The sequence below is a fragment of the Pectobacterium fontis genome (genome assembly GCF_000803215.1).
Lineage (GTDB): Bacteria > Pseudomonadota > Gammaproteobacteria > Enterobacterales > Enterobacteriaceae > Pectobacterium > Pectobacterium fontis.
Genome location: NZ_JSXC01000050.1, coordinates 1 through 24,197, shown reverse-complemented (window position 1 = coordinate 24,197; position 24,197 = coordinate 1). Strand labels below are relative to the sequence as shown.

Genomic DNA, 24,197 nt, shown 5'->3' with positions numbered 1-24,197 from the left:
CTGCCAGAGACGGCACCGCCACATTCACCAGCGTGCCCTGTGAACTGCGATATACGCCCGTGTCGTTGACGTGCAAGTGACCGCTGAAGTGCAGGCGAATCCCTGCCGCCAGCGCCTGTTCGGCAACCTCTGGTCGTGGCGTACGTTTAATGAAGCTGTTGCTGCCGAATAGCTGCCTTTCATCTTCTATTGTGCCGTCGAGAAAATCGACCAGTGGATAATGTGAGAACACCAGCAGCTTCTTGTTTTGCGCTTTCGCCCGCTGCACCACCGATTTCACCCACGGTAACATGAACGGTTTTTCCGTCAGCAGGGCATTCCAGCCCGTGTCGGTACTCGTCGAGTAGCCTTTAATCTCTTCGCGTTTTTCCGGGCCGTTTTTAACCTGATACACGTTGGCATCGATGGACAGCAGCCACAGTCCTGCCTCCGGCTCCACCAGATAGGATGCGTCCACAATGTTCCACTGCTTGCTGCCGTCCGGCGAACGGGCCAGATACTGGCGTTTGCTGAGTTCATCGCTGTCGCCAAACGGCGTTTCCCAGTGCAGGAAATCGTTACGCTTAAAGAAGCCAAACGGCTTCATCAGCGGCAGACCGCGCTCATAGCCGAGCGCCTGCATCTTATCCGTAACGATCAGCGACTGGGCATCACCGAGTTTGACATCGGATTTACTGCTCAGCATGGTGCAACTGCCGTCGGCATTGAGCATCCTTTCCGAGGAGTCATCCCCCTGTGGTCGGTTGATATCGTGGTTGCCGGTCGTGGCAAAAAAGCGCATCCCGTGACGCTGTTCGTATTGCGTCAATATGGCGGCAATGCCTTCAACGGTTGGCTTCTGACCATCATCGGAATAATCGCCGGACAGCACCACGTATTTCACCTGCTGTTTTGCCAGTTCATCCAGCGCGGCCAGCAGCGCAAAGTAGGGTTCGTTGAAAATGCGGGTCGAATTCACCGAATCTTTCAGGGTACGGATCGTCAGCTTCTTGCCGGTCTGCGCATCGGGAAGGCCGTCAAAATCATAGTTGCCGTAAATATTGTGGACGTGCACATCCGAAATAATGGCAATGCGCAACGGACTGGCGGAGGCGGCTGATTCCGCGTTAGCGTGGAAAAAGCCGCCAGCCAGCGTAATGGCGCTGCCTGCGCCGAGCTTAACGAAGGTTCTGCGAGTAAATGATGTCATGGATGTCTCCGGCATTATGTAGTTTTTATAACGGATGGCTGTATAACGCATAATCATGACAGGCAATCAATCGCGCGCCGTCGAGCGCATCGCCCATGGGGGCGACAAGTTGGGATTGCCATGTGGACGGTAGCCAGGGGCGAATATGCAGGCCGATGCTGCCCATGAGCGACAAGCGAGGCGTTGCATGGCGCGCCACGGCCTGCAAAAGCTGGCTGATTTCGCTGGCTGTCTGCGCCAGCAGCGCGTGAGAAACGGCATCGTCCTGTCGAGCGCCGTCAAATACGTGGCGGGCGAACTGGGCGTAGTCGCCGGGTTTTGCCTGCTGGCTAACGCGTTGGAGTGCATCAAGCGTGTTCGCGGCCTGTGCGTGGGCCGTATTGGTGGAAAAAAAATCGGCGATGCTCTGGCTGAGCGCAGACGGCGTGCCCCAGCCTTGCAGCACATCGTAGGTGTGTTGCAGCGCTGCCAGCCCAAGGCGTGCGCCGCTGCCCTGATCGGAAATCGGAAACTCATGGCCGCCGTAGGCGGTAATGGTCTGCTTTTGCCACGCCAGCCCGCAGGACCCCGTGCCCGCAATCACTACGCCCGCCTCTTTCCCTTGATTGACGGCCAGACAGGCGCCCAGCGCATCGGTATTCAGCACCTGCGCGGCGTAACGATGCGGCAATGCCAGAAAGGCATCGTAGGCCGTGCGATGCTCTGCGCTGGCGAGCGCCAGCCCGACTTTCAGCCGGGAGGCATCATCCGGTGACAGCCCGCTGTGCTGCAACGCCTGCGCGATCGCATCGTCCACCGAGCGGCGCACATGCTCCACGCCGAGTAACAGATTGGCGCGACCGCCGTGCCCCTGTCCAAGCGGCGTCCCGTCGGCCTGATAAATTCGCGCCCGACAGCCTGTACCACCGCCATCCACGCCAGCATAGAGCCATGTCGTCATGATGTGCGCGCTCCGAAATCCAGATAGGGAAAGCAGGCTACCGCCAGCGAGCCGCTGAGCAACACCGCGTCGCGCGGCAAGTCCGGCAGGCTGCTGAGCAGGAGTGACAGTTCCTGTGCGCAGCGGGTTAACAACTGCACTGCCAGCGCATCTTGTGGATACGCCAGCACAACGTGCCCAAGCGCAGTGTAGTCTGCTGCCTGTGCCTGTTTTGACCAGTCGATCACGCGATCGATATGCTTATCGAAGTGCAGGAATAGCGCTTCACTGAGTGGCGTCAGCGGGGTGATGCCCTCAACGGCCTGAAGCATCGCCTGCACCGCCCACAGCCCCAGCCGCGACAAACTCGCTGGGGTGCCGATGGGAAAGCTGTCACCACCGCGGCAGGTCAGAAGGCCGTCATGCCAGTGCAGCAGTCGGGTAAAACCGCCGGTCACGAGCAGATAGCGGCGTTGTCCCGGCCAGTGCTGTTCGCACCATGCCTGTTCCCGCACCCGATCAAAGGGGAGATCGCCATTAATGGGAATCTCCCTCAGTTGCGCTTTCACGGTGTGTTTTTCCGCTTTTGTTGATTGGTCGCGATCGTCTCATTAAGACGCTTCACATCATTTGATGTCAGGCGCAGATACTCATCAAACGACACCTGATCGTTCAGGTATTGGGTAAAGCGCGTCAGGATAATCGGGTACAGCTCGTTCGCACCCAGACTTTCCATGCGTTCCCAGTCAAAGACGTAGGATGGGATCTTTTTGATCTCTTCACGTGCGGTGTTCAAGCCGTCGATCACATGCTTATCTTTGGTCTGGTAGTGCAGGTTGGGAATATCAGCGCCGACGATGATATTGAAACGCTCGGCGATCTCACGTTGCAACGGTTCGCTGCCCAGCCACTCCATGAATTCGGCGACTTCCTGCGGGTGTTTGGTGGTGGTGAATGGCATGATAAAGGTTGCGCCACCCATCGAAATACACTTCTCCTTGCAGGGGGCTGGCAGTACTTTCCAGTCAAAACCGTCGCCAATCTGTTTGCTGAACTGGTTCAACAGCCAGTTGCCGGAGAAGTAGGTCACGATGTTGCCGTTCACGAAATCGTCAGCCATGCTCTTGTACTGGCCGCCGCCCGCCGCGCCCCACATTTCACGCGGGAACACCCCTTCATCTGACCAGCGTTTCAGATCTTTAATCCACTGCTGCGCCGCAGCGTCTGGGAAGTTAATCAGCCCATCTTTATCGTAGCGTGCGCCGTAAGAGTAGGCGGGGCCGGAGAAGCGGAAGCCGCTGCGGTCGATGGTAAAGGGAATATGCACGCCGGTTTTCTCTGCGACCAGCTTCGAGGCTTTCATCAAATCATCCATCGTGTAGCCCGGCTGGGGCAGGGGAACGCCGGCCTGTTCAAACAGCGTCACGTTAACAAAGGGCAGATCGGCGGTCCAGGAGGCAACAAAGCCCGGCAATGCATCGGGTTTATGCACGCCTTTCACGCGCATGATCTTGTCGATTCCAGCGCTGTAGCGTTTCTCAAAGGCGGCTGGGTCTTTCAGATAGGGGCGTAAATCCAGCGTATACCCCAGCAGCCCCATCTGCGTGGTTTTCGCAATATCCGGGCCTAATCCCGCCGCCAATTGCATTGGCAATTGGGTTTGCAACGCGTTATAGCCAGTGCTGACAAAATTCACGTCAATGCGCTCATTACTCTGCGAGAACGCTTTCACTTTCTGTTCCATGAAATGCACTAATTCGGGATCGTCGTCACTATATAAAAATGTTATTTGCGTTTTGGCGGCTAACGCGCTGCTGCTAAATAACCCCAGTGCAAGGGCGGAAAAAAATAACGCGGTGTTGGGACGCATCATAAACCTCTCCGTTAATGAGAACATCTTATGTTGGATTAATGACGTAAATACCCTGGTGTTGGCGACTGAATGAATTTTCTCAGTGATTTATTTCTAGGTTTTAATTAATGCAAATTTGCATTCGTATGTCATTTTAGTGATGTAATCATGGACAGAACACTGGCTGAATTATGTGAAGCAGGTTAAAAATATTTTAAATGTTGATTTAAATAACACATTTTTGTGACATTTATCACATATATAAACCTGATAATCTTATTTATTAATGCGAAATGTCAATAAATGAATGCAAATAATAATTTAATGCAAATTTGCATTTGGTCTGTGAGATTACCGTGCAGGTGATAAGACATTGGCCTAAATATTGGCGGCGTATACACGGTGAGTGTGCAAATAAGCTAAGCCATGCTTTTCGTTATTTTATTTTTCAAAACCGTAAACAGGATTCCGTATGAATATCGGTTGGAAATTAAAGAAGAACGGCGTCATTAATCGGTTTCTGATGACCGAATTGATAGAAAAACGTTATTTTGCCGAACCGGATACGTTGCCGGATAAGGTGAATTACCGCTTTATTAACGGTTTTGTCGATGTTGGCGTGCTGCCCTGTCGCGTGCGTTTTTTGCAGGAGGAGGCAGCGCGCGACGTGGCGTTGCCAGAAGATCTTCATTTCCCGTTGATGTGGAGCGGCGGCGATGAAAGTCGCAGCGTGAATTTCAGCGATTTCTGGCCGTGTCCGGTTCACGTTCAGCGCTTTTCGCGCTGCATCATCCACAGTGACCGCCCGCAGGCGGCACCGTTTACTCTCAGCACCTGCGGCGGTATCACGCTGTGGCTGAACGGTGAGCAAATCACCCGTTTTACGCCTTTTACCCGCAATACTGAGCAAACCTGTGCTATCACGCTGCCGCTGCAAGCAGGATCGAACACGCTGGTGGTGCATAGCGAAGAGCTGTGTGAACGCGACACCGATTACCTGTTCAGCCTGTGCTATCAGGGAGAAGATATGCTCTGCTGGCAGCTTGCTGAAGACGTGGCGCTGTGCGAAGCGCTAACCGCGCTGGATGGCTGGATAAACGGGCTGACGCTGGAACATAACCTGATCCAACCGCCGGTGCTGGTACTGAACAGTTCACAGCCGCTGCCGGCATCCGTGACGATGGCGCACCGTTTAATTGGCAACTTCAACGAGTCCGTCCCTGCATGGCAACAGAAACAGACGTTGCCTGCGGGGAATCGGGGCTGGCAGGTGGATCTGCCTGCGGTTCTGGTTGGCTATTATGATCTGGTCTGTGCCGCGACCTGCAACGGCGTTACGCTAACGCGAACGCTGAGCTTTGGGCGCTTGCCAGCGCAAACGATGCCTGCATTGCCGACGTTGGCAGCGCGACGCGAAGCGGTGTTACGCCATACCGCGCAGCACGGTTTTGAACGCCTCGGGCGACTGCTGGCGATTGTTGCCACGGGTGAGGGTAAAGCGGAAGCGGTGCCGATCCTCAATGGCGCGCTACAAAAAATCAGCCGCCGTGAAGACTGCGCGGATTTCCAACTGGTGCCGCTGATTTGGCTGTGGCAGCGCTATCAGGGACAACAGTTACCACCGCAGGACTGGCGGCGCGTGCGCAGCGCCATTCTTGGTTTTCGCTACTGGATTGATGAGCCGGGCAACGACACCATGTGGTTCTGGAGTGAAAACCACTGCCTGTGTTTCCACGTCGCGCAGTATCTGGCCGGACAAAACTTCCCTGATGACACCTTCCCGTGCAGCGGCCGTCGCGGTCTGGAACAGCAGGCCATCGCCCACGAACGCCTGACGCGCTGGTTTGATTCTATTCTGCAACATGGGCTGGTGGAGTGGAATTCGGCGGCCTATTACCCCATCGATCTGATTGGGTTGGTGGCGCTGTATGCACTGGCGCAGGATGCCGATCTGCGCGAAAAATCCCGCGTGGTGATTGACCGGATCATGCTGATGACGGCGTGGGTACATCAAAACGGCGTCGCCGTTGGCACGATGGGACGCGCTTACGATAAAGAGCTGCGTTCAGGCATGCTGACCGAGCTGTCCGGTCTGTGTGCGCTGATGTGGGGCGAAGGCTGGCTGATTCCCCACTGCGCCGCGCTGCCGCTGCTGTGTCTGAGCGACTACCAGCCACCGGAAACGACAGATCGGATTGCGCACTGGTCCCTGCCGCACGGTGCGGAAGCGCGCTGGGTTCAGGGGCTGAACCGCAGTGCCCGTATCATTGCCTGGAAGCAGCGCGACGTCGCGTTTTCCTCCGTTTTCGACCATCACCCCGGCGAGCATGGGCACCAGCAGCATCTGCTGGATGTGCGGCTGGGTACGCACTATGCCGCACGCCTGTGGGTGAACCATCCCGGCGAGGATCGCCCCGACGGCGTACATCGTCCGTCTTACTGGGCGGGGAACGGGCGTTTGCCGCACCTGATGCAGTATCGCAATCGTGCGCTGATGGTGTTCGACCTGCACCAGGATGTACGCCCGTGGACGCACCTCTATCTGCCACAAACCGCGCTGGATGAGGTGATTATTGAAGACACCTGGTGCTTTGTACGCGGCGGCAACGGCTATGCCGCCTTTCATAATCCCGCCGGATTACAGCCGTTTGCGAGCGCAGGCCAGCAGGCAGAAGGCGAGCTGCGCGCGTATGGCGAACAGAACGCGTGGTTTGTCGCCGTGGACAGCGGCGACGGCGCACACGAATTTGCTGAATTTGCCGCGCGTTTTCGCGGGCGCGCATTGACCCCAGAGAGCGACGGCGTACGCATTGACGATCCCGATTACGGCGAGCTGGCTTTTAGCCGCCAGACAGGATTCCGCGTGGCGCAGCAACCTTTCGTTTTCCCCGACGATGTTCCGGTCGTCCCGCAGTTCAACACAGGAAATCCATGACATGCAGACAGGTTCACTTAACCGACCACAAACGGAAGCGTTGCTGGCACAGGTGGCACGGGCATTTTGCCGCCTGAAGGCGATCGACAGCGTGACGCAGGATGATGTGCCAGAGGCCGATCTGACCATTCAATTTGAGGAGTGGGATTGGGAGGTCGGCGTCGGGCTGTACGGTTTCTGGAAGCTGGCGCATCTGACGCAGGACAACACTATGCTGACGGCGTTGGCGAACTGGTATCAGCAAAAACTGGATGCCGGACTGCCGCCGCGCCAGATCAACTCGACGGCACCGATGCTGGTGCTGGCTTTGCTGTGTCAGGACAAACCGGATGTACCCGCGCAGTGGCGTGACACCGTGAGTGACTGGGCAGACTGGCTGCTGCATTCATTGCCGAAAACCGAAGACGGCGGCTTCCAGCACACGGTGAAAGAGCGACCGAACACCGGGCAATTGTGGGATGACACGCTGTTTATGGCTGGCCTGTTTCTGGTGGTGGCGGGGAAATGGCTCTCCCGTCGCGATCTGATTGAAGAGGCGGAATATCAGCTTCTTACGCACGCCCGTTATCTGGCCGACGTACGCAGCGGGCTGTGGTATCACGGCTGGACGTTTGTTGGCCGCCATCATTATGCCAAGGCGTTCTGGGGGCGCGGCAACGCCTGGATCACGCTGGTGCTGCCGGAAATGCGGGTACTGGCGGAGGATCAACTGTCTACGCCAGTACTGCGCACGCTGGAAGCGATTCTGGAACAGCAAACGACCACGCTGGCGCGCTGCCAGCATGATTCCGGCCTGTGGCACACGCTGCTCGATGACCCGGATTCTCCGCTGGAGACGTCTGCCAGCGCCGGATTTATCGCCGGTATTCTGACGGCGCGGCGGCTGGGGATGCTGCGCGATTTCCCACAGGAGGTGCTGGAAAAAGGCTATGCCGCCGTGGTGGCGCAGATTGACGCACAGGGTGTGGTGCAGGGTGTCTCGGACGGCACGGCGATGGGGCACGACTTACAGTTCTATCGCGATATTCCCAATGTTGCCGTGCCTTATGGGCAGGCGCTGGTCATGCTGATGTTGTTGGCGCAGTTAGATTCTGTTTGCGGGGGGTAACGATGGCGAGTCTGGAACTAAAAAACGTTCACAAAAGTTATGGTGCGGTGAACATCATCAAAGGGGTGGACTTAACGATTCATGACGGCGAATTCATGGTCTTTGTCGGTCCGTCGGGCTGTGGAAAATCCACGCTGCTACGCATGATTGCCGGATTAGAGGAGATAAGCCAGGGGGAACTGTGGATCGACACGCGTAAAGTAAACGATCTTTCGCCTGCCGAACGCAAGGTGGCGATGGTGTTCCAGTCTTATGCGCTCTACCCGCATCTCTCGGTGCGCAAGAACCTCGCATTCGGACTGGAAAACCTGCATTTCCCCAAAGCGGAAATCAATAGCCGTATTGATGAAGCTGCCCGCATGCTGGGGCTGGAGCCCTATCTGGATCGCAAGCCGCGTGCGTTGTCGGGTGGGCAACAGCAGCGTGTCGCCATTGGCCGCGCCATTGTGCGTGAACCCGATCTGTTTTTGTTTGATGAACCGCTCTCCAATCTGGATGCCAAGCTGCGCGTGCAGACGCGCGGCGAGCTATCCCGCCTGCACCAGAAACTGCGCACCACCATGATTTACGTGACTCACGATCAGGTGGAAGCGATGACGATGGCGCAGCGCATTGTGGTGTTGAACGCGGGGCGTATCGAGCAGGTGGGCACGCCGCTGGAGCTGTTCAATCGGCCGAAAAACAAATTTGTCGCGGGCTTCATCGGCTCTCCGCGCATGAATATGTTTCCGGCGCAGATTGTCGCCACCTGTGCGGAGGGGGTCGAGGTGCAGTGCCCGTCCGGCAATCGCCTGGCGCTGCCGTTTATCGGCACGGTCGGGCAGAGCGTCACGCTCGGTATTCGTCCTTCCCACTGTGAGCTGGTGGGAGAAGGCGAGGGGATGGCATTGTGCGTCGATCGCTGCGAAATGATGGGGCATGAAACCTTTATTTATGGGCGCATGGGCGGTATCGACGACGAGATGATTGTTCATCTGGCGCAGCACCGCGCGTTCACGGCAGGTGAATCGGTGTTTGTGCGCTTCCCGCCGACGTATTGCCATCTGTTCGATGGCGGCACCGATGACACATTGCCGCGCTGTACCGAGCATTAATTAACGCGACGGGAGAGGACGACATGAGAAAAATAGCCTTACTGCCCGCGGGAACGCTGGTCGATAAGCTGGTAATGCCAGTAGAGAAAGCGGTGAATCTGCTACAAAAACTCGGTGGTCGTAAAGTGATGCCGTGGTTTTTTATCGCGCCCAATATGCTGTTGTTCGCCGTTTTTGTCTTTATTCCGATTCTGCTGTCGGTGTGTTACGCCTTTACCGGCGGCACGAATATTTTATTGTGGGAACGCCCCTACGTCGGCGTAGATAACTTCGCCACGCTACTGAATTGCGGCAACTATGCTGAACCGGCAAGCTGTGAACAGGATCTGTTCTGGACCGGCGTTTACAACACGGCATCGTTCACGTTTTTCAACGTGTTTTTCACGCTGCTGGTGGCGCTGGTGACGGCGCTGATCCTCAACCGCAAGATTATCGCCCGTGGCTTTTTCCGCGCCATGTTCTTCTATCCGGTGTTGCTGTCGCCGGTGGTCGTCGGCCTGATCTGGCAGTGGTTCCTTAACCGCAACGGCCTGCTGAATCTGGTGCTGTCGTCGTTAGGCGGGCAGCCGATTACCTTCCTGCTCGACCCGACGCTGTCGCGTTTCTGGGTGGTGTTTGTCTCTGTCTGGTTTCACGTCGGGTTTTATACCCTGATCCTGCTGGCCGGGTTGCAGGCGATCCCGCGTGATATTTATGAGGCGGCGGCAGTGGATGGCACGTCACGCTGGCGGGGCTTTTATCGCCTGACGCTGCCGCTGCTGGCGCCAAACATTCTGGTGGTCGTGATCCTGCTGACCATCCATAGCGTGCAGATTTTTGATGAAGCCTGGGTGTTAACCAACGGCGGTGGCCCCGGCACGGCCAACAGCTTTATTGTGCAGTATATCTACCAGACCGCCTTCTCCTCGAATGCGTCGCTCTACGGATTAGCCTCGGCGGCCTCGGTACTGATGGGCGTGGTGCTGATGATCCTGACGGCATTGCAGTTCCTGCTGACACGTCGGCTGGAAGGGAAAAAATAACGGGAGCCATGATGAAGATAATCGCGTTTCTCACCCGCACCCGTCATCCGGGGCGCATCCATATTACGGATATCATGAGCTGGGTCTGGCTGGTGGTCGGCACGCTACTGGTGCTGATTCCGGTGATGTGGGCGGCGATGTCGTCGTTCAAAACGCCAGCGGAAATTAACCGCTTTCCGCCGAGCTTTCTGCCGCAGGCGGCGGATACTGTCACGCTGCCGGAATACCCGAAGCCGCTGGAACTGTGGCAGGTCAAGCAGGAAGAGGGCGAAGCGAAAACCATGGCGCTGGTGCGGCGTATCGGTCTGATTGCGCAGTTGGTTAACCCGGATGCGCCAAATGAGGTGGTGCGCGTGCCGACCAAAGATCTGGTGCCGATCAAAGCGCTACATCTGGAGATGGATAACTACGCTACGCCGCTCACGAAGTTCCACTTCACCACCTATCTGAAAAACACGGTATTTGTGACGGTGACGGCGACGCTGCTGACCCTGTTGCTCAGTTCGATGGCGGCCTTTGCGCTGTCAAAATACGAGTTTCGCGGGCGCGGTACGGTACTGACGCTGTTCCTTTCCACCATGATGATCCCGCTGTCGGTGGTGATGGTGCCGACGTTTCTGGTGGTGATTGGCCTGAACATGGGCGATAACCTATGGGGCGTGATTATTCCCACCGTGGCGACGCCGACCGGTGTGTTCCTGCTGCGGCAATATATGCTGACCATACCTGATGAGCTGATCGAGGCAGCGCGTATCGATGCCGCCAGCGAATTCCGTATTTACTGGAAAATCATCCTGCCGCTGACGGCTCCGGCGCTGGCCGTGCTGGCGATCTTCTCGGTGATCTGGCGCTGGAACGACTTCCTCTGGCCGCTGATCGTCCTCTCCAGTCAGGATAATTTCACCTTGCAAATCGGCCTGAATGCGTTTCAGGGGCAGTTCTCGGTGCAGTGGCACTATATACTGGCGATGACAATGCTGTCGCTTCTGCCAGTGACGGCGGTGTTCGTCTTCCTACAAAAATACATCACGACGGGGATTGCCAACACGGGGATGAAATAATGGCGACACTCAAGGATATTGCCGACCGCGCGGGGGTTTCCATCAGTACGGTTTCCCGCGCGCTGAACGGGACGGCACCGATCAGCGCCAAAGTCAGACAGCACATCATGGCGATTGCCACCGAGCAGGGCTATCCGCTGCATAAAGTGGCCAAAGCAAACGTGGCGCAAATGGAACCGCTGCGCCACATTCTGCTGGCGACGCCGCGCAACCTGATGCTGGAGAGCGAGTACAATCTGGTGTCACTGACGCTGATTAACGCCCTGAAAACGCTCTGCTTGCAACGCAATATTCAACTGCGTCCGTTTTTGGGGGAGCACGACTCCATTAATGAGCAGCAACTGCTGCGTGAACTTCAGGGCGGAAAAGAGAGCGGTATTCTGATCGTGAATGATGACCACCCGACGCTGCTGAATGCCGTGGCGGAAAGCGGTATTCCGGCGGTGCTGATCAACGGGGAAGACCCCACGATGCGCCTGAGCAGTGTGACGCCCGCCAATCACTATGCCGCCGCGGCCGCCGTTAAGTATCTGATCGAACAAGGACATACGCGGATCCTGCATCTGACCTGGACATCGCGCATGACGATCAAACAGCGTGAGCGCGGTTATCGCGATGCGCTTGCGCAGGCTGGTATTGGGGTTGATGAGGATCTGGTTCTGTCGCTGCCGGATTTCCACCCGCGCACGGCGCGTGATGCGCTGCTGCGCTGGCTGACGGCTAACCCGGACAGGCAGGGCGTGACCGCGATTTTCTGTGCGGCGGATAATCAGGCTATCGGCGTGATCGATGCGCTTTATCAATATGGACTGCGGGTGCCGGAGGACATCTCCGTGATGGGAATGGACGACATTCTGCCATTCGACATGCTGCCCGTTTCGCTCACCACGGTGCATTTGCCGTTTGAGACGATTGCCCGTGCCGCGTTACAACTGCTGTCACAGCAGATGATACCGGCACAGGCGCTCGGCATCGCCCAGCGTACCGAACTGGCCGGACAGGTGGTGGTCAGAGAGTCGGTGCGGCGGGTAGGGTAGAGGGGCGTTATTTTTGCAGATAAAGCGGCCTGCTGTATTCGATAACGCTCGACTTTCAGTGAACCACTCATCGACGTGCTTAGCTGTAGCGAGTAAAAAACCCTGCCGAAGCAGGGTTTAGTTGTTCTGAATTAACAATCTTAAATAGGTATTTTTAGAACGGGATATCGTCGTCGAAATCCATTGGCGGTTCATTGCTTTGCGCCGGTGCGCTATTTTGTGCCGGACGCTGCTGAGGTTGCGCGCTGCCGCTGAATTGGTTGCCGCCCTGCGGCTGCTGAGGTTGTCCCCAACCACCTTGTTGCTGGCCGCCGCCTGCTGGGGCACCACCGCCCTGGCGTCCACCTAACATCTGCATGGTGCCGCCGACGTTCACCACCACTTCGGTGGTGTAACGCTCTACGCCAGACTGATCGGCCCATTTACGGGTTTGCAGCGCGCCTTCGATGTAAACCTGCGAGCCTTTACGCAGGTATTCACCCGCGACTTCCGCCAGCTTGCCGAACAACACCACGCGGTGCCACTCGGTCTTCTCTTTCTGCTCACCGGTTTGCTTGTCACGCCAGCTTTCCGACGTCGCCAGCGTGATGTTGGCAACGGCACCGCCATTCGGCATATAGCGGACTTCCGGGTCTTGACCCAAATTCCCGACAAGAATCACTTTATTAACGCCTCTACTGGCCATGCTCGTCTCTCCTGATGAATCGATAGATTTATTTTAAGTCTAAACGATCAATCTTAACATGGGAAAACTCTCTGTCATACCTGCGAAATAGCTTCAGAAATGAAAATCAGGTTTACAGCGTTTGCAAAGTAAACGAGTTGAATACTGGATATCCATTCAGTCTTTTTTATGGCAAGCTATCCCGGCTTGCCACCCTGTTGGGCTGTTGTAAGCGACGTTAAAAAACGCGTCCGGCATTTTTTTTGTGTCATAATTGCTCGTTTCGTACCGGTTCTCTCTGCTTGAGAGGCGATGACAAACCGTTTTGTTCCGGGAAGTGTGTGAATGGATAAGATCGAAGTTCGTGGTGCTCGTACCCATAATCTCAAGAATATCAACCTGATAATTCCTCGCGACAAGTTGATCGTAATCACTGGCTTGTCGGGGTCGGGTAAGTCATCGCTGGCGTTTGACACGTTGTACGCCGAGGGGCAACGGCGCTATGTTGAATCCCTCTCCGCCTACGCCCGTCAGTTCCTGTCGCTGATGGAAAAACCGGACGTCGATCATATCGAAGGGCTGTCGCCCGCTATCTCTATCGAACAGAAATCCACTTCGCACAACCCGCGCTCCACGGTCGGGACGATTACCGAAATCCATGATTACCTGCGTTTGCTGTTTGCTCGCGTGGGTGAACCGCGTTGCCCGGAGCACGATGTGCCGCTGGATGCGCAGACGGTCAGCCAGATGGTCGACAACGTGCTGGCGCAGCCGGAAGGCAAACGCCTGATGCTGCTGGCACCGATTGTGAAAGATCGTAAAGGCGAACATAGCAAGACGCTGGAAAATCTGGCTTCACAGGGGTATATCCGCGCCCGTATCGATGGCGAAGTGTGCGATCTGTCCGATCCACCGAAGCTGGAATTGCAGAAAAAGCACACCATTGAAGTCGTCGTTGACCGCTTTAAAGTGCGCGACGATCTGGCACAGCGGCTGGCGGAGTCGTTTGAAACCGCGCTGGAGCTGTCCGGTGGTAGCGTGGTGGTCGCGGATATGGACGACCCGACGCAGCCTGAACTGCTGTTCTCCGCGAACTTTGCCTGTCCGGTGTGTGGCTACAGCATGCACGAACTGGAACCGCGCATGTTCTCGTTCAACAATCCGGCGGGGGCGTGTCCAAGCTGTGATGGTCTGGGCGTGCAGCAGTTCTTCGATCCGGCTCGCGTGGTACAAAACGCGGAGCTGTCGCTGGCAGGCGGCGCGATTCGCGGCTGGGATCGCCGCAATTTCTACTATTTTCAGATGCTGCGCTCGCTGGCGGAGCACTACAAATTTGACGTCGATGCCCCGTTTGAAGGCCTGAGCGCAGCGGTGCAAAAAGTGATTCTGTACGGCTCTGGCAAAGAGAACGTCGAATTCAAATACATTAACGATCGCGGCGACACTTCCGTGCGTCGTCATCCGTTTGAAGGCGTGCTGCACAACATGGAGCGCCGCTATAAAGAGACGGAATCCACGGCCGTGCGCGAAGAGCTGGCGAAATTCATCAGCAACCGCTCCTGCGCGAGCTGCGGCGGAACGCGTCTGCGTGAAGAAGCGCGTAACGTGTTTGTTGAGCAGACGACGCTGCCGCAGATTTCCGATATGAGCATCGGCCATGCGATGACGTTCTTCCAGAATATGAAGCTGAGCGGGCAGCGCGCCCAAATTGCTGAGAAAGTGCTGAAAGAGATTGGCGATCGGCTGAAGTTTCTGGTGAATGTCGGGCTGAACTATTTGTCGCTTTCCCGTTCCGCGGAAACGCTGTCCGGCGGTGAGGCGCAGCGTATTCGTCTGGCGAGCCAGATTGGTGCCGGGCTGGTGGGGGTGATGTACGTGCTGGATGAACCGTCCATCGGCCTGCACCAGCGCGACAATGAGCGTCTGCTGGAAACGCTGATTCATCTGCGTAATTTGGGCAATACCGTCATTGTGGTGGAACATGATGAGGATGCGATCCGCGCCGCCGACCATGTGATTGATATCGGCCCCGGTGCGGGCGTGCATGGCGGGCAGATTGTCGCGGAAGGCACGATGGAAGAGATTATGGCGGTGCCGGATTCGCTGACGGGGCAGTTCCTCAGCGGTAAACGCAAGATTGAAATCCCGAAACAGCGCGTTCCTGCGGATCCGACCAAGGTGTTGAAGCTGATTGGCGCGAAGGGCAACAATCTGAAAGACGTCACGCTGACGCTGCCGGTTGGGCTGTTTATCTGTATCACTGGCGTGTCGGGATCGGGCAAATCGACGCTGATCAATGACACCCTGTTCCCACTGGCGCAGCGCCAGCTTAATGGTGCGACGCTGGCAGAACCTGCTGCCCACCGTGAGATTCAGGGGCTGGAGCATTTCGATAAGGTGATCGATATCGATCAAAGCCCGATTGGCCGTACGCCGCGCTCTAACCCCGCAACCTATACCGGTATTTTCACCCCGATTCGTGAACTGTTTGCGGGCGTGCCAGAGGCTCGCACCCGTGGCTACAACCCCGGTCGTTTCAGCTTTAACGTACGCGGCGGCCGCTGCGAAGCCTGTCAGGGCGACGGCGTGATTAAGGTGGAAATGCACTTCCTGCCGGATGTCTATGTGCCGTGTGACCAGTGCAAAGGCAAGCGCTATAACCGCGAAACGCTGGAAATTCAATACAAGGGTAAAGGCATTCATGAAGTGCTGGATATGACCATCGAAGAAGCGCGCGAGTTCTTTGATGCCATTCCGGCGCTGGCGCGCAAGCTGCAAACGCTGATCGACGTCGGCCTGTCCTACATTCGCCTTGGGCAGTCGGCTACCACCCTGTCCGGCGGGGAGGCGCAGCGTGTGAAATTGTCGCGTGAGCTGTCAAAGCGTGGAACCGGGCAGACGCTGTATATTCTCGACGAACCGACAACCGGCTTGCACTTTGCCGATATTCAGCAGCTTCTGACCGTGCTGCATCAACTGCGCGATCAGGGCAATACCATTGTCGTGATTGAGCACAATCTGGATGTGATTAAAACGGCAGACTGGATTGTCGATCTGGGGCCGGAAGGCGGTAGCGGCGGTGGAGAAATTCTGGTTTCTGGTACGCCGGAGACGGTGGCGGAGTGCGAACAGTCCCATACCGCACGCTTCCTGCGACCGATTCTGGCGCGTGAAGCCTGATAAAGGGAAGCCGACGATGTGGACACAGTATGAAATCCGTCTGAAGCCGAAAGCCAGAGGCTTTCATCTGGTGACGGACGAGATACTGGCGCAGGTGACAGCACTGCGCCAGATAAACGTCGGGCTGATGCAGGTGTTCATCAAGCATACCTCGGCAGCGCTGACGATTAACGAAAATGCCGACCCCACGGTACGGCAGGATTTCGAAAGCTTTTTCAATCGTTTAGTGCCGGAGGATGAACCCTACTATCGCCATACGTATGAAGGCAGTGACGACATGCCCGCACATCTGAAAGGCAGCCTGCTGGGAAACAGCCTGACCATCCCCATCACCAACGGGTGCCTGAACATCGGCACCTGGCAGGGTATCTACCTGTGTGAGCACCGCAACCACGGCGGCAGTCGCTCGCTGGTTGTCACTCTCAACGGAGAATAGCTCCGCGATATGCGTCGCGCCAGCGACGCATCCCTGCCTGCACGGCAGTGAAGCATTTATATTTCCTCCATCGTTTATCGCCGATCTGCCGCTTATTACCCGCCGTTTTTCCGACCTCAGATAGGATCATTGTTTATTAATCACCGTTCCTTGTGGGATAGATTCTTAGTCTGTTTTATGCGTTTTATTTTTGTGATGTGCACCTTATTCTTTTTTTCATATTGAAATTTCTGTTTTTCATATTGAAATAATGATGTGGATGTTGGGATGATGAATAGCGTTTAGATGTGATTTTTATCACTCCATAGAATAATGGTAAAATTAAAAAATAAAAATAAAACCAAATAAAATCAATCTATTGGTTCCGGTTTTTTGCGTTTTTCTATCTCTTGGCACACGACGTGCAAACAAATACGTAATCAGTAAATCAATAATGGAGATGGTTAAATGTCGTATAAAATTTTACTTCCTCAGGAAATAATGAAAGAAGGAAGAGAGTATTTGGAAAGCCGGGGCTATCAACTCATTGATGGTTCAGGAATGGAAGAAGAGGATATTATCCGTGATATTCCTGATTGCGATGGTATTATTGTTCGCCTGTCTAAAATGTCTGATCGTGTATTTGAAGCGGCGAAGAAGTTAAAAGTCGTCGCACGTCACGGCGCGGGTTATGACACCGTAGATCTGGAATCAGCAAAACGTCATGGTATTGTTGTATTAAATGCACCAATTGCAAACAGTATGTCTGTAGCCGAATTGGCTATTTTCTACATGTTGCATTGTTCCCGTAATTTCAAGCTGGTTGAAGAAAAGATGCTTGAAGATTATTACTGGGCGAAATTACGCACGCCGAAAGTTGAATTGGACGGAAAAACCGTCGGGCTAATTGGCGTAGGGAATATTGGTTCGCGTGTCGCAATGAAAGCGTTACATGGCTTTAATATGAAAGTCATCGCATATGATCCGTATAAAACGCAAGATCAGGTTCCGGAAGGGGTCGAATTAACGAACGATTTTGACCGTATTTTCCAGGAAAGTGACTTTGTTTCTCTGCACTGCCCAACCACCCCCGAAACGGTAGATTTTGTCGGTGAGAAACAATTCTCCATCATGAAACCCACGGCGTATTTCATTAATACCGCCCGCGGGAAACTGGTTGATGAAAAAGCGCTGTACCACGCACTATCCAGTAATGCGATTGCGGGCGCTGGGATTGATGTACTGAAAAAAGAACCCTTCGATGCCAACGATCCTATTTTCAAATTAAACAACATTGTTATCGGGCCGCATATTGGGGCGGCAACTAAAGAAGCAACCGATCGTGCATCGTTACATTCAGCAATCGGTATTGATGAAGTGCTGTCAGGAAAAAAACCGTCCTGGCCAGTGCCGGGCTTTTAAGGGGAAAACTATGTCTATTGGAAACCGTGTATTCACAAAACGTCCAGCCTTTGACGTTGAGTTATTGAAACAATACGAGCAACTGCCTGCGGCAAATATTGCCGACACGATGAATCGTATTGCCGTGCTGGGAAATGGTATTAAGCGAATTTCCTCCCCGAAAAAACCAATTATGGCGGGCTATGCCATTACAGTGAAAGCGCGCGCAGGGGATAACTTAATGCTGCACGCCGCGCTGGATATGGCGACTGAGCATGATGTGATTGTTGTTTCTAACGAAGGCGATCGCTCTCGTGCGCTAATGGGCGAAATTATGGTGGCGTATGCGCACTATACGAAGAAAATCGCGGGTATCGTGTTGGATGGGCCTATCCGAGATATTGATGCGCTTTCAGTGCTGGATTTCCCTCTTTATGCCACCGGTTCCAACCCTGCGGGCCCATTTAAAGAAGGCCCTGGTGAAGTGAATACGCCTATTGCGGTGGGCGGTGTCGCCGTGTGCCCCGGCGATCTGATTATTGGTGATGCAGATGGGGTTATTGCCATTCCGTTAGGCGATGCGGCGGCATTATTAGATAAAGCGAAAGAATATTCGAAATTTGATGCCAGTAAAGTCGAAGCGGCTAAAAATGGTACGGCTAATCGTGCATGGGTTAGAAAATCACTGGACGAAAAAGGCGTTGAATTTATCGACGACGTTTACCGTTAATATAATTTAATAATGAAAGCCACAAACTATTGTTTGTGGCTCTAAAGCAAAGGTAACATTAAATGCTTTATTTAAAACTCTTACCTATCGTATTCTTCCCTGCTTTATTCTGGGTAGTTCCTCACCCTGAGGGCGTATCGGCTGAAACATGGCATATCGTCGGTATTTATCTTGCGATGCTATGTGGCCTGGTACTTCGGCCTTTTACTGATTCAGTAATTATGCTGATTATTTTAGGGTTTTCCTCACTGCTTATTGAACCCGCGCCATTATTTGCCGGATTTGGTAGCCCAATGGTGTGGTTTATTATCAGTGCTTTTATTATTTGTAAGGCATTCGTGATTACTGGATTAGGTAAACGCATTGCTTATCTTTTATTGAAGCGCTATGGAAAAAATACGCTGACACTCGGCTATCTGATGATGGTAACCGATACATTGCTCGCCCCAGCGACGGGATCAAATATGTCCCGATCTGGTGGCATCACTTATCCTATATTTAGAAATATTGCTGAAGCGCTTGGCTCTAAACCTGAAAATGGCAGCCGTAAAATCGGTGCGTATCTCACCATTCTTATGTATGTCGTTTCTATGGGAACCTCAACGTTATTCCTGACGGGGATGGCGACAAACTCCATTACGGTATCGTTGGCCAACGAGATTATGAAAGTCAATCTCGAATGGATGACCTGGTTTAAAGCCTCGATTGTGCCTGCCGGACTGGTATTGCTTATTGCTCCCTGGATTCTTTACAAACTGTATGCGCCAGAATTAAAAACTATCGTTAACGTCAATGAGATTGCAGAGCAGGGCCTTCAGGAACTTGGCCCGGTGAAGCGTGAAGAAAAATTGCTGATTGTCTTCTTTATTCTGGGCGTCTTGGGCTGGATGACGGGGTCTGTCACGGGCATCGACTTTATTCCGGTCGGTCTGGCCTTCCTTGCATGCTTGTTGCTGTTCCGTGTGCTGAGCTGGAATGACGTGGTGACGGAAAAAGCGGCGTGGCAGACCTTTGTTTGGTATGGCGCATTCTATGGCTGTGCGATTGCCCTGTCGAAAGGCGGTTTTTACGTTTACCTGGTCGACGTGATCAAAGGTTATCTCGATCTGTCACACCTCAGTGAGATCAGCGCGATTGGCGTTTTGGTCTTTATTAGCCTCGCAGTGCGCTACTTTTTTGTATCAAACAGCGCGTTCGTTGTCTCCTTTTACCCGGTGCTGTTTACCCTGGGTATGACTACACAAGCACATCCAATGTATGTCGCGCTTTCCCTCGCGTTCTCCGCAGGCTACGGCGCTTTATTGACACATTATGGTAATGGTGCTGGCGTATTCACGTTCTCAAGTGGCTATGTTCCACAAAAAACCTTCTGGTTGCTGGGAACGATTATGGTTCTTGTCAACGTCCTGGTGTATTTCCTTATTGGTATTCCTTACTGGAAATTTATCGGTATTTAATGGAGGGCGCGAAATGAAATTGGATATTCTGATTAAAAACGGGTTGCTCGCTGATATTGATACCGATAGCTACATTAACCGTAATATCGGTATTATTGGCAACCGGATTATTGATTTGAATAACGCTGATACAGCGCAAGCCGAAACCGTGATCGATGCGGCGGGCTGCATTGTACTTCCCGGGTTGATTGATTTTCATGCGCATGTTTTTCATGGCGGTACGGCAATTAGTGTGAATCCGGATGTGGTTTGCCTACCGAATGGCGTAACCAGCATGGTCGATGCCGGAAGCAGTGGTTGGGTGAATTATCCCCTTTTCCGTAACTCCGTTATTAACACATCAATGGTAAAAATAAAAAGTTACCTGAATGTCGTTAATGTCGGGTTATCCACGCTGGGGGGTGGGGCAACCGGATATCTCGAAAATACCAACCCTGCTAATTATAATATTGGAAAAATAGCCCAAACATTGGCAGAAAATAAAGAGAATATCCTGGGGATAAAATTACGCTACAGTCAGGATATTGCGAAAGGGAAAGGCTATTCTAGCGATCCCTTCATTGCGACAGCCCAATTAGCTCGTGAGCTGAATACCTCAATGTGTGTACATGTTACCGATTCATTGATGTCAGCAGATGACCTGATCCAGCATTTTCAGAGTGATGATATTTATGCCCATTGCTTTCACGGTACAGGTAACTCAATCCTTGATGAATCAGGTACGCTTTATCCATCTATTAGAGAGGCAAAAAAGAGAGGCGTAATTTTTGACTGTTCAAATGGTGTTGCACATTTTGACTTCAACGTTGCCGGAAAGGCAATCGAACAAGGTTTTTTACCTGATATCATCAGCACCGATTTAACGCAGAAGAATAGCCTGCGTACGGACAAGGTCTATAGCCTCTTATTTGTGATGTCAAAATATCTCAATATGGGGATGTCGTTCTTTGATATTGTACGATCCGTTACGTCGACGCCAGCACGATTGATGAAAATGCAAGGGCAGATTGGTTCATTACAACCGGGTGCTTTTGCTGATGTCTCTATCGTTAAGATACGTAAACAGAACGTGATATTCGAAGATACGCACGGTGTAAAAGTTGAAGGCGATCGCTATATCGATAACTGTGCCACAATATGTAACGGAAACATTGTCTATCGTCGTATGACGTTCTGACTTTTTATACATCAATATTAAGCCCTGATTTTATTACCTCAGGGCTTTTTTATTTTTATGATGGGGTTCTATTTATCGTGCATTGCATCACCTTCCAGTTGTTGATAAAAAGCCATCTGGCTATATAATCAATCCATTGGTGGTGATGTGTGGGTTCGCTATGAAAAACAATGACATCGTGGTTTTTTCAGTATCAAAAACGATTACACAGAGAATCCTTAATGTTTTAATTGAAAGGAATCTGGATATTCCCGTCTATGAGTTTGATTATTTTGATGTTGTAGATAAAGCGTTTGATTTTATTAATAAAGGAACAAAAATAATCATCAGTCGCGGAGGCACGGCGGCACTACTGAGAAACAGCATTGACATTCCTGTCATCGAGATTGCGCATGATTTTCATGGCATCTATCGAACAATTCAAGAAGCGAAAAACAAAACTAAAAAGATAGCTGCCGTGGGTTTTCCACAGTTTTGTAATGTGTTAAGACATTATCAAAACATGACGGGAGAAGAATTTAAAATATGTCAGGTTTATAATCATTACGACATAGAAAGTGTTGTGAAAAACCTTGCTGATAACGACTATCAGCTTGTTATTGGCGGTCTTGCTGTTGCCGAGATGGCAAAGAAATATAATCTTAATGCCGTGATGGGCGATACGGATAATATATCCATAGAGCAGGCGCTTAATGAGTCGTTAGGGCTATTGAAATATATCAAAAAAGAAAAGTTCAAACTGGCAATGAGCTTCTCAGCATTGAATCAGTCTCGTGAAGCGATCATGTGTATAGACCAGGTCGGTGAGGTAATCAGTGTAAACACTAAGGGCGCTCTGCTATTTAAATGCAATGTTGGTGATAAACTATTAAAAAAAGAGGCTTTTAAAAATATTTTCGGAAGTATAATAAATGAAATTCCTGTTAAAGATCAGACTATAGATATTGATGGTGAAGTAATAATCCTGACCGTGAATCATTTTTCGCAAAAACAGGATTTTTTTAGTGTAATAACAGGGATCAAACAAGATTCATTACCACACTATCATGTAAATGGAGATAAGAAATCCAGAGTCGGTGGGTTTTATACGAACTATACGTTCTCCAATATTATTGGAAATTCTGGTGCTTTATCAGAGGCGGTGGAAAAAGCTAAAATTTATGCTGGTCATGATTTGCCCGTTAATATTTGGGGGGCGACGGGGACTGGTAAAGAGCTCTTTGCACAAAGTATTCATCATGCCAGTTCCAGAAGCGATCAACCCTTCATTGCGATTAACTGTGCTGCGATCCCTGAAAGCATTCTTGAAAGCGAGCTATTCGGATATGCTGAAGGTGCCTTTACCGATGCGCGTAAAGGAGGGAAGCCAGGCATATTTGAGATGGCAATGAATGGAACCGTTTTTATTGATGAAATCAGCGAAGCTCCTTTATCTGTTCAGGTTAAATTATTAAGGATCCTTCAGGAAAAGCAATTTACCCGTTTAGGGGGCGATGTTCTGATTACGGCGCGGTTTCGTCTTATTACCGCCAGCAATAAAGAGCTTGCAGAGTCAGTGAGTACAGGGACATTCAGGCAAGACTTGTACTACAGGATTAATATACTTGAACTGAAACTGCCGGCATTGCACGAACGTCCTGGTGATGTGATGTTAATTATTCACGATCTCTTGGAACGCCACGGTAAAAAATTACTCTTTACGAATGATGCTGTGGATTTTCTCAATAGATATCCGTGGCCTGGAAATGTGCGCGAATTACAGGCGATTGTACATCGATTGGTTGTTTTACTTAATATCGATGTTGTCGATAAAAATAGTCTTATAGAGATTAGTAAAATAGATTCAGCCCATACTCATCGTGCTATGTGCAGTTCAGGCACTGAACTTGAGGAGGGTGAGACAGACTTGTTGAAAAAACAGGAAAGGATGCTTATCGACAGGGTTATGAGAAATACTAACGGTGATCGAGCGAAAGCGGCCGTTATTCTTGGTATAAGTCCAACAACCTTATGGCGTAAAATCAAAGATCTACACATCGGTAACTGATATCTGTATGACTCGGGTTCTACACTGTCGGTACGTCAATCGACTCAGCGAACGATACACTTTAGCGACGTTTCTAAGCTGCCTGTACGGCAGTGAACTCACGTAGTTTGTGACGCTTCGAACCAAACCCTTTCTAAGCTGCCGTACAGGCAGCTTAGAAACTACCCCGCACCCGTCAATCACAATATTTCCGGTTCACTGCCGTACAGGCAGCTTAGAAATGGCCAGGGGTCACGCCGCATTTACGCATTGCGTTCACTGCCGTATAGGCAGCTTAGAAAATATGTGATTACTACGGAATTACCAACGTTACGTTCACTGCCGTATAGGCAGCTTAGAAACTGGTGTTGGCGCGGGGGTTATTCTTATTCGTGTTCACTGCCGTATAGGCAGCTTAGAAACATTCCACCGCGTGAACGCAGCACATAACCGCGTTCACTGCCTGTACGGCAGTGAACTTGCCGCTGACAGAATTTTGCGACCATAAACCTTTCTAAGCTGCCTGTACGGCAGCTTAGAAAATCGCCGTGCGGTTGCAAAGGCGACACCAGACGTTCACTGCCTGTACGGCAGTGAACGTTCCACTTGAATTCCTAAATCGTCAGCGTCGTTTCTAAGCTGCCGTATAGGCAGTGAACACGCGCAGCCACACCATGACACGCAGACACACTTTCTAAGCTGCCTGTACGGCAGTGAACGGAATGCCATTATTAACTCGTCCAACACTTCTTTTCTAAGCTGCCTGTACGGCAGCTTAGAAAGTTCCGACACTCGAGGAGGCGCTCGACATAATGTTCACTGCCGTATAGGCAGTGAACTCTTTGCGCTGCGACAAAAGCGAAATCCTATCTTTCTAAGCTGCCTGTACGGCAGTGAACCTAGGTGAGGCAATGTAGTGGTCAAGTCATA

At 52.3% G+C, this 24,197-nt stretch carries 18 protein-coding genes; 13 read left to right on the top strand and 5 right to left on the bottom strand.

What is annotated here, in order from left to right:
• The 4 genes from OI69_RS17330 to OI69_RS17315 form a co-directional block, all read right to left on the bottom strand.
• Positions 1–1,189: metallophosphoesterase (locus OI69_RS17330; RefSeq protein ID WP_039353354.1), on the bottom strand; the 1,189-nt coding region annotated here is incomplete at its 3' end.
• A gap of 25 nt (positions 1,190–1,214) precedes the next feature.
• Positions 1,215–2,129 (bottom strand): BadF/BadG/BcrA/BcrD ATPase family protein, encoded by a 915-nt coding sequence (locus tag OI69_RS17325; RefSeq protein WP_039353351.1) that lies wholly within the window; start codon positions 2,127–2,129, stop codon positions 1,215–1,217.
• Positions 2,126–2,677 (bottom strand): glucosamine kinase, encoded by a 552-nt coding sequence (locus OI69_RS17320; RefSeq protein WP_039353348.1) that lies wholly within the window; start codon positions 2,675–2,677, stop codon positions 2,126–2,128. The genes OI69_RS17325 and OI69_RS17320 overlap by 4 nt, the downstream gene beginning before the upstream one ends.
• Positions 2,674–3,981, bottom strand: a complete 1,308-nt coding sequence (locus OI69_RS17315) for an ABC transporter substrate-binding protein (protein ID WP_039353346.1) — start codon at positions 3,979–3,981, stop codon at positions 2,674–2,676. Before OI69_RS17315 ends, OI69_RS17320 begins: the two co-directional genes overlap by 4 nt.
• Positions 3,982–4,432: 451 nt before the next feature.
• Between OI69_RS17315 and OI69_RS17310 the strand changes: the two genes are divergently transcribed.
• Genes OI69_RS17310 through OI69_RS17285 form a run of 6 tightly spaced genes read left to right on the top strand, consistent with a single transcriptional unit; the run spans position 4,433 to position 12,217 of the window.
• A complete protein-coding gene (locus tag OI69_RS17310) occupies positions 4,433–6,895 on the top strand; it encodes a hypothetical protein (RefSeq protein ID WP_039353343.1) in 2,463 nt (820 codons plus the stop codon).
• 1 nt (position 6,896) lies between these two features.
• Positions 6,897–8,003 carry a beta-galactosidase BglB gene (gene bglB, locus OI69_RS17305; protein WP_039353339.1) on the top strand — a complete coding sequence of 369 codons (1,107 nt, stop codon included), beginning with the start codon at positions 6,897–6,899 and terminating at the stop codon, positions 8,001–8,003.
• 2 nt (positions 8,004–8,005) lie between these two features.
• Positions 8,006–9,097 carry an ABC transporter ATP-binding protein gene (locus OI69_RS17300; RefSeq protein ID WP_039353336.1) on the top strand — a complete coding sequence of 364 codons (1,092 nt, stop codon included), beginning with the start codon at positions 8,006–8,008 and terminating at the stop codon, positions 9,095–9,097.
• A gap of 23 nt (positions 9,098–9,120) precedes the next feature.
• Positions 9,121–10,119 (top strand): carbohydrate ABC transporter permease, encoded by a 999-nt coding sequence (locus tag OI69_RS17295; protein WP_039353333.1) that lies wholly within the window; start codon positions 9,121–9,123, stop codon positions 10,117–10,119.
• A gap of 8 nt (positions 10,120–10,127) precedes the next feature.
• A complete protein-coding gene (locus OI69_RS17290; protein WP_039353330.1) occupies positions 10,128–11,180 on the top strand; it encodes a carbohydrate ABC transporter permease in 1,053 nt (350 codons plus the stop codon).
• On the top strand, positions 11,180–12,217 hold the full coding sequence (locus OI69_RS17285; RefSeq protein WP_039353327.1) for a LacI family DNA-binding transcriptional regulator: 1,038 nt from the start codon (positions 11,180–11,182) through the stop codon (positions 12,215–12,217). Before OI69_RS17290 ends, OI69_RS17285 begins: the two co-directional genes overlap by 1 nt.
• 154 nt (positions 12,218–12,371) lie before the next feature.
• Here the strand turns inward: OI69_RS17285 and ssb1 are convergent, their stop codons facing one another.
• Entirely contained in the window at positions 12,372–12,902 is a 531-nt protein-coding gene (gene ssb1 / locus OI69_RS17280) for a single-stranded DNA-binding protein SSB1 (protein WP_039353324.1), read from the bottom strand.
• A 324-nt stretch (positions 12,903–13,226) separates the two neighbouring features.
• Here ssb1 and uvrA point away from each other — a divergent pair, with 324 nt between their 5' ends.
• The 7 genes from uvrA to OI69_RS17245 all read left to right on the top strand — a co-directional run bounded on the left by uvrA (position 13,227) and on the right by OI69_RS17245 (position 23,288).
• Positions 13,227–16,061, top strand: coding sequence for an excinuclease ABC subunit UvrA (gene uvrA, locus OI69_RS17275; RefSeq protein WP_039353321.1), 2,835 nt, complete (start codon positions 13,227–13,229; stop codon positions 16,059–16,061).
• Between the two features lie 16 nt (positions 16,062–16,077).
• Complete coding sequence (locus OI69_RS17270) at positions 16,078–16,497, top strand: secondary thiamine-phosphate synthase enzyme YjbQ (protein ID WP_039353318.1); 420 nt, start codon at positions 16,078–16,080, stop codon at positions 16,495–16,497.
• 447 nt (positions 16,498–16,944) lie between these two features.
• The gene (locus OI69_RS17265) at positions 16,945–17,898 is read left to right on the top strand and encodes a hydroxyacid dehydrogenase (protein WP_039353315.1); all 954 of its coding nucleotides are present in this window, start codon (positions 16,945–16,947) and stop codon (positions 17,896–17,898) included.
• A 10-nt stretch (positions 17,899–17,908) separates the two neighbouring features.
• Entirely contained in the window at positions 17,909–18,607 is a 699-nt protein-coding gene (locus tag OI69_RS17260; protein WP_039353312.1) for an RraA family protein, read from the top strand.
• Between the two features lie 62 nt (positions 18,608–18,669).
• Entirely contained in the window at positions 18,670–20,064 is a 1,395-nt protein-coding gene (locus OI69_RS17255; RefSeq protein WP_039353309.1) for a DASS family sodium-coupled anion symporter, read from the top strand.
• Positions 20,065–20,077: 13 nt separating this feature from the next.
• Positions 20,078–21,241 (top strand): metallo-dependent hydrolase, encoded by a 1,164-nt coding sequence (locus OI69_RS17250; RefSeq protein ID WP_039353306.1) that lies wholly within the window; start codon positions 20,078–20,080, stop codon positions 21,239–21,241.
• Between the two features lie 160 nt (positions 21,242–21,401).
• Positions 21,402–23,288: a sigma-54-dependent Fis family transcriptional regulator gene (locus tag OI69_RS17245; protein ID WP_039353302.1), complete on the top strand. Its 1,887-nt coding sequence runs from the start codon at positions 21,402–21,404 to the stop codon at positions 23,286–23,288.
• The last annotated feature ends 909 nt before the right edge of the window (positions 23,289–24,197 follow it).